We start from the raw sequence: 12,736 nt of genomic DNA on the forward strand, positions 1-12,736 counted from the left end.
CCGCGTCCACGGAAGACCGTGGACGCGGGGCCGATCGGATCAGCCTCGGGGCGGCGTCCTACCAGCGGCCACCCTTGTCGTCGTGGTGGCCCTTGTCGTAGTCGTCTTTGTGGCCGTAGTCACCGTTGCGGCCATCGTCGCCGTTGTGCCCGTACTCGTCGTGCTTGTCGTAGCTGTCGTACTTGTTCTTGCCGTACTTGCCGTAGGCCGAGGTGTGCGAGCCCTCCAGGAAGGTGATGCCGTAGGGGCCACCGATGTTGGCGTACTCGAGCTCGGAGTGCGAGTAGCCGATCTTGTGGCCGTCGTAGTAGCCGCCGTCGTAGTCCATGGCAGCGGCGGGCGCGGCCGCCATGAAGCCGGCGGCGGTGATACCGGCGAGGGTGATCGCGATGCGACGAAGCATGTGCGCTCTCCTGAATGTGTGGAGGGGGTGGGCTCTGATGCCCTTTGAGCCCACCACACGCGCACCCGGCCGCCCCGCCGTACACGCCACGACGTCATGCGGACGGCCGATGGGTCCGGCTCGCATGGCTCTCCCGGACCCTCCCGTGCGCGTCCCGTGGCCGCGGCGGGACCGCCCTGCCCCAGCGGGCGGCGACTGCGCGACAATGGCCCGTATGAGTCTCTTCCGCGACGACGGCATCGTGCTGCGTACCCAGAAGCTGGGGGAGGCGGATCGCATCATCACGATCCTCACCCGGGGCCACGGGCGCGTCCGGGCCGTCGCCCGGGGGGTGCGGCGTACGAAGTCCAGGTTCGGGGCCCGGCTGGAGCCGTTCTCGCACGTGGATGTGCAGTTCTTCTCGCGCGGCAGCGAACTTGTCGGGCGCGGGCTGCCGCTGTGCACCCAAAGCGAGACCATCGCCCCGTACGGCGGCGGAATCGTCACCGACTACGGCCGCTACACCGCCGGCACCGCCATGCTGGAGACCGCCGAGCGGTTCACCGACCACGAGGGCGAGCCCGCCGTGCAGCAGTACCTGCTGCTCGTCGGCGCCCTGCGCACCCTCGCCCGCGGCGAGCACGCCCCGACCCTCATCCTCGACGCGTTCCTGCTGCGCTCGCTCGCCGTCAACGGCTACGCGCCGAGCTTCACCGACTGCGCGCGCTGCGGCCTCGACGGGCCGAACCGTTTCTTCTCCGTCGCGGCCGGCGGAGTCATCTGCGGCGACTGCCGGGTGCCCGGAAGCGTCGTACCCTCGGCGGAGGCCGTAGGCCTGCTCAGCGCGCTGCTCACGGGGGACTGGGAGACGGCGGACCGCTGTGAGGCGCGGCACGTCAGGGAGGGCAGCGGGCTGGTGTCGGCGTATCTGCACTGGCACCTGGAGCGCGGACTGCGCTCGCTGCGATACGTAGAGAAGTGAGAGTGACCGGCACCTGGGGGGTGGGCCGCGACGCCGCCCCCCATGCGCCGGTCACTCTGAACCGAGGGAGACGAAGCTCATGGCACGACGCGGGATTCTGGGCCGTAACCGGCGGGAGTACAAGGCGCCGGAACCGCACCCCTCGGGTGCGCGGCCCCCGAAGATCCCCGGTGAGCTGGTCCCGGAGCACGTGGCGATCGTCATGGACGGCAACGGCCGCTGGGCCAAGGAGCGCGGGCTGCCGCGCACCGAGGGCCACAAGGTGGGCGAGGGCGTCGTCATGGACGTGCTCAAGGGCTGCATCGAGATGGGGGTCAAGAACCTGTCGCTGTACGCCTTCTCCACCGAGAACTGGAAGCGCTCGCCCGACGAGGTGCGCTTCCTGATGAACTTCAACCGGGACGTCATCCGCCGCAGGCGCGACGAGATGGACGAGCTCGGTATCCGCATCCGCTGGGCCGGGCGCATGCCCAAGCTGTGGAAGTCCGTCGTCCAGGAACTCCAGGTCGCGCAGGAGCAGACCAAGGACAACGACAAGCTCACGCTGTACTTCTGCGTCAATTACGGCGGCCGCGCCGAGATCGCGGACGCGGCGCAGGCGCTCGCCGAGGACGTCAAGGCGGGGCGGCTCGACCCGTCGAAGGTCAGTGAGAAGACCCTCGCGAAGTACCTCTACTACCCGGACATGCCGGACGTGGATCTGTTCGTACGCCCCAGTGGCGAGCAGCGCACCTCCAACTACCTGATCTGGCAGAGCGCGTACGCCGAGATGGTCTTCCAGGACGTCCTGTGGCCGGATTTCGACCGCCGTGACCTGTGGCGGGCCTGCCTGGAGTTCGCCCGACGCGACCGCCGCTTCGGCGGGGCCGCCCCGAACGAGGAGCAGGAAGCGCCGCAGGCCGCCGACCCCGGGGCCTGAGCGTCCCGAGCCACGGCTGTGCCGCATCTCACGGGCCCCACGGCCTGGCGGGTACGGCTGCGAGCAGAGGGCTGAGTGCCGGGGCGTGCGGGCAGTACGATTCCTCACCGGAACGCACGGCAGTACGGCCGTAGTGAAGGTGGGGTGGGGAAATGGTGGCTGCGCAATCTGCGATGTCCGAGACCACGGTCGAGGCAATCGCTCGAGCGGGCCTGTCGGCATGGGACCCCGCGGCGGCGCTGTTGCTTGTCGAGGACGACGACGGTGACGCCCTGCTGTTCACCGAGGTGCTGGCGGACAGCGAGCTGCCGGTCGAGGCGACCTGGTGCAAGTCGCTCGCCGAGGCCCGGAAGTTCCTCGGCGGCCACAACGGCCCCGTCTGCGTCCTCCTCGACCTCCACCTGCCCGACGCCCAGGGCCTCGACGCCGTACGCCAGGTGCTCGCCGCCCACCCGGACGCCGCCATCGTGGTGCTCACCGGCCTCGCCGAGGCCGAGGCGGGCCAGGCCGCGGTGGCGGAGGGCGCCCAGGACTACCTCGCCAAGGGCCTCCTCGACGGCGGGATACTCAGCCGCGCGGTCCGCTACTCCCTCCAGCGCAAGCAGGTCGAGGCCGCCGCGGCGGCCCTGCGACTGGGGCGGCTGCGCGCCGAGGAGAACGCCCGCCTGGAGCGCGGTCTGCTCCCGGTGCCGCTGATGCGCAGCTCCGGTTTCCAGGTCGACGCGCGCTACGACGCCGGCCGCGAACAGGGCCTGCTCGGCGGTGACTTCTACGACGTCGTCCAGATGCACGACGGAACCGTGCACGCCGTGATCGGTGACGTCTCCGGCCACGGCGCCGCCGAGGCGGCCCTCGGGGTGTGCCTGCGCGTCGCCTGGCGGGCCGGGGTCCTCAGCGGCTGCACGGGCCCCGCGCTCATGCGCCTGCTGGAGGAGATCCTGGCGGCCGAGAGACCCGCCGACCAGGTTTTTGTCACCCTCACCAGCCTTGTCTTCCCGCCGGACCGGCGCAGCGTCCGGGTCGTCCGGGCCGGCCACCCCGGCATGCTCGTCCGCGCGACCACCGGCACGAGCTGGTACGACGCCCCGGGCGGGCTGGCCCTCGGGCTGGTGCCCGGGTACTCCAGCTGGCCGGAGACCGTCCTGCCGCTCGACCCCGGCACTGGCCTCGTGCTCTTCACCGACGGGCTGTTCGAGGGGCTGACCGGCCCCCGCACCCGCCTCGGCGAGGAAGGTCTGCTCGCCATGGCCCAGCGGTGCGCCGGCCTGCCCGCCCCCGCGTTCGTCCAGGCGATGGTCGACGGCGCAGCGGCGGCCGCCGCACCGCACGGCGGCCTCTCCGACGACATAGCCGTACTGCACCTCGCATGGGAGAACGATTGATGAGCACTTCCGCCCCACCGTCCGCGAAGGCGGCCGGAGCCGGGCAGGCCCCCACGGGGCCCGGCCAGGCTCCCACCGGACCTGCGGGGACCCGGAGCAGACTGCTCGGACGTCTCTCGGTCCAGGGCTGGATCCGCCTGGTCCTGCTGTCCATGGCCTTCCTGCTGGTGGTCTGCGCGCTGGTCGGCGCCCAGGTGCTCAGCACCGCCGCCGAGCGCAACGCCGCCCTGTCGGACCACATCGAGCCCGGCCGCTCGGCCACCCTCCAGCTGCACAAGGCGCTGCTGGACCAGGAGACGGGCGTACGGGGCTTCGCGCTCAGCGGCAACGAGACCTTCCTCGAACCGTACGACCAGGGCATCCGCGACGAACGGCGCAGCCGGGCGACCGTCTCTCAGCTGCTCGACGACGGGGACTTCCGCGCCGACCTGTCCGCCGTGGTGCGCAAGGCCGACGAGTGGCGCAGGGAACAGGCCGAGCCGATGATCGCCTCGGTACGGGCCGGGGAGAACCCCGCCAAGGTGGAGTCGAAGCTCTTCGCGAACAAGAAGAGCTTCGACGAGCTGCGCTCCCTGATGCGGGCCCAGGAACTCCGTATCGACGAGGCCAAGGCCGAGACGCGCGCCGAGGCGGAGAGCGCCCGCAAGCTGCGGGACTGGACGTTCGCGGCCATGCTCGCCGTGTTCGCCGCGACCGGGGTGGTTCTCGCCGTGCTGCTGCACCGCATGGTCGTGCGGCCGCTGCACCAGCTGCGCGCCGCGTCCGACCGGGTCGCCGGAGGCGAGTTCGACAGCCGCATCTTCGTTCACGGCCCCTCGGACGTCCAGGCGGTCGGGGCCACGGTCGAGGCCATGCGCGAGCGGATCGCCGGCGAGCTCGCCGTGACCCGGGCGAGTGAGGCGAAGCTGGCCGCTCAGGCCGCCGACCTGGACGCGCAGGCGATCGACCTGCGCCGCTCCAACGCGGAGCTGGAGCAGTTCGCGTACGTCGCCTCGCACGACCTCCAGGAGCCGCTGCGCAAGGTCGCGTCCTTCTGCCAGCTGCTGGAGAAGCGGTACGGCGAGACCGTCGACGACCGCGGCAAGCAGTACATCGCCTTCGCCGTCGACGGCGCGAAGCGGATGCAGGTTCTCATCAACGACCTGCTGACCTTCTCCCGGGTCGGCCGGGTGGGCGAAGTCAGGTCCGAGGTGTCGCTGGACGGCGTGCTCGACCGGGCCCTCGGCAATCTCGCCGCGTCGGTGGAGGACAGCGGCGCCACGATTGACGTACAAGGCCGGCCACTTCCGGTGCTGCGGGGCGATCCGACCACCCTGGTCATGCTGTGGCAGAACCTGCTCGGCAACGCGATCAAGTTCCGTCATCCCGACCGGCCGTGCACCGTGACCGTCACCTGCGAGCGCGAGGGCGGCCTGTGGAAGTTCTGCGTCGCCGACAACGGCATCGGCATTCCCGAGGAGTTCAGCGAGAAGGTCTTCGTGATCTTCCAGCGGCTGCACGGCCGTGACGAATACGCCGGCACGGGCATCGGTCTCGCACTCTGCCGCAAGATCGTCGAGCAGCACGGCGGCCACATTCAGCTGGACACCTCGGTCGCCGAAGGCGCCCGCATCTGCTTCAGCCTGCCGGCCGACGAGGACGCCGAGCCGAAGGCCGCCGAGGACGAACCGACGGCCGCCGAGGGCGACGGGACCACTGAGGGCGACGTGACCACCGGGACCAGCGCAGAGCGCACCACCGAGCGTGAGCCCGCCGAGGCCACCCCGACAGGAGCAGCATCATGAGCGAAGAAGACGTGGAACCGATCGTGGTCCTCCTGGTCGAGGACGACGCCGGCGACGAGCTGATGACCAGGGAAGCCTTCGAGGACAACAAGATCCGCAACGAGCTCCACGTCGTCCGCGACGGCCAGGAGGCGCTCGACTTCCTCTACCGGCAGGGTGACCACACCCAGGCCCCGCGCCCGGACCTGATTCTCCTCGACCTCAACCTGCCCAAGTACGACGGGCGGCAGGTGCTGGAGCGCATCAAGCAGGACGACGCTCTCGCGCACATCCCGGTGGTCGTCCTCACCACGTCGTCGGCGGAGGAGGACATCGTGCGCAGCTACCGGCTGCACGCCAACGCGTATGTCACCAAGCCGGTCGACCTGGACCAGTTCATCGCCGCTGTCCGGCAGATCGACGACTTCTGGGTGTCGGTCGTACGGCTGCCGAAGTACGGCCGCTGAAGTACGGCCGCTGAGCCGACACGGCGAAGGCCCGCCCGCACCCCACATAGGGGGGCGGGCGGGCCTTCGCGCTGCTCGCTTGCTTCGTTCCGGGGCCGCTCAGCCCTGCGCCGACACGGCCGCCGCGCACTGGACGCAGGTGCCGAAGATCTCCACGGTGTGGGCCACGTTCACATAGCCGTGCTGGGCCGCGATGGCCTCGGCCCACTTCTCCACCGCGGGGCCCTCGACCTCGACCGCCTTGCCGCACATCCGGCACACCAGGTGGTGATGGTGCTCGCCCGACGAACAGCGCCGGTAGACCGCCTCGCCCTCGCTGGTGCGCAGTACGTCGACCTCGCCCGCGTCGGCGAGGGATTGCAGGGTGCGGTAGACCGTTGTCAGCCCGACCGAGTCGCCCCGGTGTTTGAGCATGTCGTGGAGCTCCTGCGCGCTGCGGAACTCATCCACCTCGTCGAGCGCCGCCGCTACGGCGGCCCGCTGCCGGGTGGACCGGCCACGCACCGGGGACGGGGTTCCCGCAGTCGTCACAGGTGCCTCCTCTGGTCGCCCGTACATATGTCGGGCCATTCTGCCAGCTTCAGAGCGACCAGCGGTCAGACCTTGACGCCGCCGGTCGTGCCGCGGGAGTCCGGCAGAGCTCCCGGTTCCACGCTACAGCCGGCCACCGGCCCGGCTTCGGGCACCGCCCTGGCCCTGCGCCGGGCCAGCGGCGCGGCCAAGGCGGTCAGGGCGATGAACGCGGCGATGGCGAGCAGCACGATGGTCGCGCCTGGCGGCACGTCGTACTCGTACGAAGTGACCGTGCCGGCCAGCGTCACGGCCGTGCCGATGGCCACGGCCAGCACGAAGGTGACCTTGAAGGACCGGGTGATCTGCTGCGCCGCGGCCACCGGGACCACCATCAGGGCGCTCACCAGCAGCAGGCCGACGACCCGCATGGCGACGGTCACGGTGACGGCGGCGGTGACGGCGATCAGCAGGTTCAGCGCCCGCACCGGCAGTCCGGTGACGCGGGCGAACTCCTCGTCCTGGCTGACGGCGAAGAGGTGGCGTCGCAGTCCGATGGTGACCAGCATCACAAAGGCGGCGAGCACGCAGATCGTGACGACGTCCGTGTCCGAGACGGTCGCCAGCGAGCCGAAGAGATACGAGGTCAGGTTCCCGGTGGAGCCGTTCGGGGCGAGGTTGACCAGCAGGACGCCGCCCGCCATGCCGCCGTAGAAGAGCATGGCCAGCGCCATGTCGCCGCGCAGCCGGCCGTAGGAGCGGATCAGTTCCATCGCGATGGCGCCGACGATCGAGACGAGCGTGGCCATCCACACCGGATTGCTGTTCAGCAGGAAGCCGAGCCCGACTCCGGTCATCGCGACGTGGCCGATGCCGTCGCCCATGAGCGCCTGGCGGCGCTGGACGAGGTAGAGGCCGACGGCGGGGGCGGTGATGCCGATCAGGACGGCGGCGAGCAGTGCTCGCTGCATGAGGGCCGATTCGAGGATTTCCATGTCAGGTCAGCAGTCCCGTCCGGACGGGCTCGGAAGCCGCGTGGGGATGTACGTGGTCGTGGCCGGGCAGTGCGTGCTGGCCCAGGGCCTCGGGCGGCGGTCCGTCGTGGGTGACGCAGCCGTCGCGCAGTACGACGGCCCGGTCGATCAGCGGCTCCAGCGCCCCCAGCTCGTGCAGCACCAGCAGGACGGTCGTGCCGGCCGCGACCTGCTCGCGCAGGGTCGCCGCGAGGATCTCCTGGCTGGCCAGGTCCACGCCCGCCATCGGCTCATCCATGATCAGCAGGTCGGGCTCGGAGGCGAGCGCGCGGGCGATCAGGACGCGCTGGTGCTGGCCGCCGGACAGCGCGTTCACGGAGTCCTTCGCGCGGTCGGCGAGGCCGACGAGGCCGATGGCGCGCTCGACGGCCGCGCGGTCGGCCTTCGACGGCAGGCGCAACTTCGTCCGGGAGAGCCGGCCGGATGACACGATCTCGCGCACCGTCGCCGGCACACCGCTCGCGGCGGTGGTGCGCTGCGGTACATACCCGACGCGCGACCAGTCGCGGAAGCGGCGCAGCGGCGTACCGAAGAGGTCGACGCTGCCGCCGGTGAGTGGCACCTGACCGATCACGGAGCGAACAGCGGTGGACTTGCCGGAACCGTTGGCGCCGAGCAGGGCGACGGTCTCGCCGCGGTGCACCGTGAGGTCGATGCCGCGCAGCACGGGGCGCGAGCCGAGCGTGGCCGTGGCGCCGCGCAGGGCTATCACGGGGCCGGACGTGACGGGCTGCTCAGGCTTCATGGCTCGCGCCTCCGATGCTGCTCGGGTGCCGGCCGGGCGGCCGACGGTGTGCTTGCGTTTCACTTCGCGCCGAGGGCCTTCTCCAGCGCGGTGAGGTTGGACTCCATGACCTCGGTGTAGTCAGCGCCCTTCGACTTGCCGGTGATTCCCTCCAGCGGGTCCAGGACGTCGGTCGTCAGGCCGGTGTCGCTCGCGAGCGTCCTTGCGGTCCTGTCGCTGACGAGTGTCTCGAAGAAGACCGTGCTGACCTTGTCGTCCTTGGCGGTCCGCTGGAGTTCCTTCATGCGGGCGGGGCTCGGCTCGGACTCGGGGTCGATGCCGGAGATGCTCTCCTGCTTGAGGTCGTAGCGCTCGGCGAGGTAGCCGAAGGCGCCGTGAGTGGTGATGAACGTCCTGGTGGAGGTGTTCTTCAGGCCGTTCTCGAACTTCTTGTCCAGGCTGTCGAGCTTTCCGACCAGCGCCTCGGTGTTCTTCTTGTACGCCGCCGCGTTGTCGGGGTCGGCCTTCTGGAGGGCCTTGCCGACCCCGTTGGCGACCTCGGCGTACTTCACCGGGTCCAGCCAGACGTGTGGGTCGCCGCCGGTCTCGGAGTGGTCGTGGCGGCCTTCTTCCTCGGCGTGCTCTTCCCCGGCGTGCTCCCCGTGCTCGCCGGCGTGCTCGTCCGCGTGCTTTTCGAGGTGGGTGAGGCCGGCGGCGTCGACGGTGTTCTCCACACCGGACTGCTCGACGGCCTCGTCGACGGCGGGCTGGAGACCCTTGAGGTAGAGGACCATGTCCGCTTCGCCGAGCCCGACGGCCTGCTTGGGGCTGAGCTCCAGGTCGTGCGGCTCGACGCCCGGCTTCGTCAGGGTCGACACGGCGACGTGCTCGCCGCCTATCTCCTCGGCCAGGTACTGCATCGGGTAGAACGACGCCACCACGTCGAGCTTGCCCTGGCTGTTCTTCTCGGCGGCCCCGGAGCTGGAGCAGGCGGAGACGGTCAGCAGGCCGAGCGTGACGGCTGCGGCGGTGGGTATGAGGCGTCGTCGTACGTTCATGACACCCATTTTCAACAAAATTGGAAACGGTTGTCAATAATGAGGGTGTGATCTGGGCGTAATGAGAGGTGTGGTCCGAGGTGTGATCCCGTCCCGGTACACCGATTTGATCCTGGGGTACCGGCCGCCGGTAATCTGAAGCATTCGCCGTTCGTCGTCGTCGTAATGAAGAGAGCACCGTGGCCGCCGACAAGATCGACACCATCGTCAGCCTGAGCAAGCGCCGTGGCTTCGTCTACCCGTGCAGTGAGATCTACGGCGGCTCCCGGGCCGCCTGGGACTACGGACCGCTGGGTGTCGAACTCAAGGAGAACATCAAGCGCCAGTGGTGGCGTTCCATGGTCGTCGGGCGCGAGGACGTGGTCGGTCTCGACTCCTCCGTCATCCTGGCCCCCGAGGTCTGGGAGGCGTCCGGTCACGTCGCGACGTTCTCCGACCCGCTCACCGAGTGCACCGCCTGCCACAAGCGGCACCGCGCGGACCACCTGATCGAGGCGTACGAGGCCAAGCACAGCGGCCGCACCCCCGAGAACGGCCTGGCCGACGTCAACTGCCCCAACTGCGGCACCAAGGGCCAGTTCACCGAGCCCAAGCAGTTCTCCGGCATGCTGGAGACCCACCTCGGCCCGACCCAGGACACCGGCTCGCGCGCCTTCCTGCGCCCGGAGACCGCGCAGGGCATCTTCACCAACTTCGCCCAGGTGCAGCAGACTTCGCGCAAGAAGCCGCCGTTCGGCATCGCCCAGATGGGCAAGTCCTTCCGCAACGAGATCACTCCGGGCAACTTCATCTTCCGCACGCGTGAGTTCGAGCAGATGGAGATGGAGTTCTTCGTCAAGCCGGGCGAGGACGAGCAGTGGCAGGAATACTGGATGGAGCAGCGCTGGAGCTGGTACCGCGAGCTGGGCCTGCGCGAGGAGAACATGCGCTGGTTCGAGCACCCGGCGGAGAAGCTCTCGCACTACTCGAAGCGCACCGCGGACATCGAGTACCGCTTCAACTTCGGCGGCAGTGAGTTCTCCGAGCTCGAAGGCGTGGCCAACCGCACCGACTTCGACCTCAAGGCGCACTCCAAGGCGTCGGGCCAGGACCTGTCGTTCTTCGACCAGGAGGCCGGCGAGCGCTGGACTCCGTACGTCATCGAGCCGGCGGCCGGCGTGAACCGCGCCATGCTCGCCTTCATGCTCGACGCGTACCGCGAGGACGAGGCGCCGAACGCCAAGGGCGTCATGGAGAAGCGCGCCGTGATGGGCTTCGACCCGCGCCTGGCGCCGGTCAAGGTCGCCGTGCTGCCGCTGTCGCGCAACCCGCAGCTGTCGCCGAAGGCCAAGGGCCTGGCGACCGACCTGCGCAAGAACTGGAACATCGAGTTCGACGACGCGGGCGCCATCGGCCGCCGCTACCGCCGTCAGGACGAGATCGGTACGCCGTTCTGCGTGACCGTCGACTTCGACACCCTCGACGACAACGCCGTCACCGTGCGCGAGCGCGACACGATGAAGCAGGAGCGCGTCTCGCTGGACCAGATCCAGTCCTACCTGGGCGGCCGCCTCCTCGGCTGCTGACCCGGCTGTACGTCGCCAAGGCCCCGGTTCCGCCGCTGCGGAGCCGGGGCCTTCGTGCGGGCGGCGCCGGCTGGGCCCGCCGGGCGGCGGAAAATCTGGTGACCGGGGCCGCCACGGCCCGGTAATGTCGCGTGCATGTTCTTCCAGATCTACGAGTGAGAGCGCGGCGGATCCCACGTCCGCCCCCCACCAGACGAATCCGCAGATCACTTCTCATCACTTCGGGAGAACCCCGTGGCAAAGAGCCGCAACAACCTTCTCGGCGTAGGCGGGCAGCGCAAGAGGATGTCCCGCGCCGAACTCGCGGACAACGGCCCCACGCGCAACGCCGACCGCAAGACGGCCGCCGAACACAAGGAGGAGCTGCTGCGCAAGATGCGTGAGCGCACCGGCACCCAGGAGGACGGCGCCGAGCCTACGGCCGGGGAAGCCCAGGCCCAGGCCTGACACCGGCGAGACGTGGTGGGCCCGTACCGCAGCGAGCGGTCCGGGCCCACCCGCATGCGTACGGGACGGTCCGGGCCCACCCCCATGCGTACGGGACAATGGGCGCATGACCACCGCGCTCCCTCTGCTCTCCATCGGCCCGCACTCCGTGCAGCCGCCGGTGGTGCTCGCGCCCATGGCCGGCATCACCAACGCCCCGTTCCGCACCCTGTGCCGCGAGTTCTCGCAGGGCAAGGGGCTGTTCGTCAGCGAGATGATCACCACGCGGGCGCTGGTGGAGCGCAATGAGAAGACCATGCAGCTGATCCACTTCGACGCGAGTGAGACGCCGCGCTCGATCCAGCTGTACGGAGTGGACCCGTCCACCGTGGGAAAAGCCGTCCGCATGATCGTGGACGAGGACCTGGCCGATCACATCGACCTGAACTTCGGCTGCCCCGTGCCGAAGGTGACCCGCAAGGGCGGCGGCTCCGCGCTTCCCTACAAGCGACACCTGCTGCGGGCGATCCTGAATGAGGCGGTCTCCAACGCGGGCGCGCTGCCCGTGACGATGAAGATGCGTAAGGGCATCGACGACGACCACCTCACCTACCTCGACGCGGGCCGGACAGCCGTCGAGGAAGGCGTCACCGCCATCGCGCTGCACGGACGCACCGCGGCCCAGCATTACGGCGGCACGGCGGACTGGGACGCCATCGCCCGGCTCAAGGAGCACGTCCCCGAGATACCCGTACTCGGCAACGGCGACATCTGGTCCGCCGACGACGCCCTGCGGATGATGCGCGAGACCGGCTGCGACGGCGTGGTCGTGGGACGCGGCTGCCTGGGGCGGCCGTGGCTGTTCGGGGACCTGGTCGCCGGGTTCGAGGGTACGGACGCGTACGCCGCCCCGACGCTGCGCGAGGTGGCCGGGGTCATGCGCCGGCACGCGGAACTCCTCGGCGACTGGATCGGCGACGAGGCACGGGGGGTCATTGACTTCCGTAAGCACGTGGCTTGGTACCTCAAGGGGTTCTCGGTCGGTTCGGAGATGCGGAAGAAGCTCGCCATCTCCTCATCGCTGAACGAAATGGACGCTCATCTGAGCGAGCTTGATCTGGACCAGTCGTGGCCGGTGGGTGCGGACGGCCCTCGGGGTCGTTCGTCCAGCAATGGGCGGGTTGTCCTGCCGGATGGCTGGCTGAAGGACCCCTATGACTGCTCCGGTGTGAGCGCCGAAGCGGAGCTGGACACGTCCGGAGGCTGAGATCCGGGTCTGGGTGGGGCTCATCTGTGACGTGATTCTCGCCACGCCTGATGGGGTCATTGCTCAGATGAGCAGCTTCTCTGTGGTTGCATCTCTCAAAAGGTGGCACTGGGTGCCACCTTTTTTGATTTGATCGATCAAACCATTCGTCACTCTATGTTGATGATCTACGTGGATCTAGCTGCGCAGTGTATTTATGCGTACAACTCTTGAACAATCACCTCTGGTCGCCCCGAACCCTCGACCACTTTCGATCT

13 protein-coding genes are annotated in these 12,736 nt (G+C 69.4%); 8 read left to right on the forward strand and 5 right to left on the reverse strand.

What is annotated here, in order from left to right; translation table 11 throughout:
- Nucleotides 1-58: 58 nt before the first annotated feature.
- Entirely contained in the window at nucleotides 59-403 is a 345-nt protein-coding gene (locus ACU6WZ_RS20040) for a hypothetical protein (protein WP_447029464.1), read from the reverse strand.
- A gap of 214 nt (nucleotides 404-617) precedes the next feature.
- On the opposite strand from ACU6WZ_RS20040, the gene recO reads away from it, so the two are divergent.
- From recO to ACU6WZ_RS20065, 5 genes are all read left to right on the forward strand, one after another.
- On the forward strand, nucleotides 618-1,364 hold the full coding sequence (gene recO, locus ACU6WZ_RS20045; protein WP_447029465.1) for a DNA repair protein RecO: 747 nt from the start codon (nucleotides 618-620) through the stop codon (nucleotides 1,362-1,364).
- A gap of 79 nt (nucleotides 1,365-1,443) precedes the next feature.
- A complete protein-coding gene (locus tag ACU6WZ_RS20050; RefSeq protein ID WP_447029467.1) occupies nucleotides 1,444-2,283 on the forward strand; it encodes an isoprenyl transferase in 840 nt (279 codons plus the stop codon).
- A 173-nt stretch (nucleotides 2,284-2,456) separates the two neighbouring features.
- Nucleotides 2,457-3,665: a PP2C family protein-serine/threonine phosphatase gene (locus ACU6WZ_RS20055; protein WP_447029468.1), complete on the forward strand. Its 1,209-nt coding sequence runs from the start codon at nucleotides 2,457-2,459 to the stop codon at nucleotides 3,663-3,665.
- On the forward strand, nucleotides 3,665-5,449 hold the full coding sequence (locus ACU6WZ_RS20060; RefSeq protein ID WP_447029470.1) for a sensor histidine kinase: 1,785 nt from the start codon (nucleotides 3,665-3,667) through the stop codon (nucleotides 5,447-5,449). Before ACU6WZ_RS20055 ends, ACU6WZ_RS20060 begins: the two co-directional genes overlap by 1 nt.
- Nucleotides 5,446-5,895 (forward strand): response regulator, encoded by a 450-nt coding sequence (locus ACU6WZ_RS20065; protein WP_447029471.1) that lies wholly within the window; start codon nucleotides 5,446-5,448, stop codon nucleotides 5,893-5,895. Before ACU6WZ_RS20060 ends, ACU6WZ_RS20065 begins: the two co-directional genes overlap by 4 nt.
- 99 nt (nucleotides 5,896-5,994) lie before the next feature.
- Here the strand turns inward: ACU6WZ_RS20065 and ACU6WZ_RS20070 are convergent, their stop codons facing one another.
- From ACU6WZ_RS20070 to ACU6WZ_RS20085, 4 genes are all read right to left on the reverse strand, one after another.
- Entirely contained in the window at nucleotides 5,995-6,426 is a 432-nt protein-coding gene (locus ACU6WZ_RS20070; RefSeq protein ID WP_447029473.1) for a Fur family transcriptional regulator, read from the reverse strand.
- 65 nt (nucleotides 6,427-6,491) lie between these two features.
- Nucleotides 6,492-7,400 carry a metal ABC transporter permease gene (locus ACU6WZ_RS20075; RefSeq protein ID WP_447029474.1) on the reverse strand — a complete coding sequence of 303 codons (909 nt, stop codon included), beginning with the start codon at nucleotides 7,398-7,400 and terminating at the stop codon, nucleotides 6,492-6,494.
- Nucleotide 7,401: 1 nt separating this feature from the next.
- Nucleotides 7,402-8,184 carry a metal ABC transporter ATP-binding protein gene (locus ACU6WZ_RS20080; protein ID WP_447029475.1) on the reverse strand — a complete coding sequence of 261 codons (783 nt, stop codon included), beginning with the start codon at nucleotides 8,182-8,184 and terminating at the stop codon, nucleotides 7,402-7,404.
- Between the two features lie 59 nt (nucleotides 8,185-8,243).
- Nucleotides 8,244-9,221, reverse strand: coding sequence for a metal ABC transporter substrate-binding protein (locus tag ACU6WZ_RS20085; RefSeq protein ID WP_447029477.1), 978 nt, complete (start codon nucleotides 9,219-9,221; stop codon nucleotides 8,244-8,246).
- Between the two features lie 179 nt (nucleotides 9,222-9,400).
- Here ACU6WZ_RS20085 and ACU6WZ_RS20090 point away from each other — a divergent pair, with 179 nt between their 5' ends.
- The 3 genes from ACU6WZ_RS20090 to dusB all read left to right on the forward strand — a co-directional run bounded on the left by ACU6WZ_RS20090 (nucleotide 9,401) and on the right by dusB (nucleotide 12,479).
- A complete protein-coding gene (locus tag ACU6WZ_RS20090) occupies nucleotides 9,401-10,786 on the forward strand; it encodes a glycine--tRNA ligase (RefSeq protein ID WP_447029478.1) in 1,386 nt (461 codons plus the stop codon).
- A gap of 234 nt (nucleotides 10,787-11,020) precedes the next feature.
- Nucleotides 11,021-11,233 (forward strand): DUF6243 family protein, encoded by a 213-nt coding sequence (locus ACU6WZ_RS20095; RefSeq protein WP_447029480.1) that lies wholly within the window; start codon nucleotides 11,021-11,023, stop codon nucleotides 11,231-11,233.
- Between the two features lie 106 nt (nucleotides 11,234-11,339).
- A complete protein-coding gene (dusB, locus tag ACU6WZ_RS20100) occupies nucleotides 11,340-12,479 on the forward strand; it encodes a tRNA dihydrouridine synthase DusB (protein WP_447029481.1) in 1,140 nt (379 codons plus the stop codon).
- The last annotated feature ends 257 nt before the right edge of the window (nucleotides 12,480-12,736 follow it).

The sequence above is a fragment of the Streptomyces hypolithicus genome (assembly GCF_052934925.1).

Coding starts and splice junctions, on each gene's coding strand:
- ACU6WZ_RS20040 (WP_447029464.1), bottom strand. CDS start 403: ATGCTTCGTCGCATCGCGATCACCCTCGCCGGTATCACCGCCGCCGGC.
- recO (WP_447029465.1), top strand. CDS start 618: ATGAGTCTCTTCCGCGACGACGGCATCGTGCTGCGTACCCAGAAGCTG.
- ACU6WZ_RS20050 (WP_447029467.1), top strand. CDS start 1,444: ATGGCACGACGCGGGATTCTGGGCCGTAACCGGCGGGAGTACAAGGCG.
- ACU6WZ_RS20055 (WP_447029468.1), top strand. CDS start 2,457: ATGTCCGAGACCACGGTCGAGGCAATCGCTCGAGCGGGCCTGTCGGCA.
- ACU6WZ_RS20060 (WP_447029470.1), top strand. CDS start 3,665: ATGAGCACTTCCGCCCCACCGTCCGCGAAGGCGGCCGGAGCCGGGCAG.
- ACU6WZ_RS20065 (WP_447029471.1), top strand. CDS start 5,446: ATGAGCGAAGAAGACGTGGAACCGATCGTGGTCCTCCTGGTCGAGGAC.
- ACU6WZ_RS20075 (WP_447029474.1), bottom strand. CDS start 7,400: ATGGAAATCCTCGAATCGGCCCTCATGCAGCGAGCACTGCTCGCCGCC.
- ACU6WZ_RS20080 (WP_447029475.1), bottom strand. CDS start 8,184: ATGAAGCCTGAGCAGCCCGTCACGTCCGGCCCCGTGATAGCCCTGCGC.
- ACU6WZ_RS20085 (WP_447029477.1), bottom strand. CDS start 9,221: ATGAACGTACGACGACGCCTCATACCCACCGCCGCAGCCGTCACGCTC.
- dusB (WP_447029481.1), top strand. CDS start 11,340: ATGACCACCGCGCTCCCTCTGCTCTCCATCGGCCCGCACTCCGTGCAG.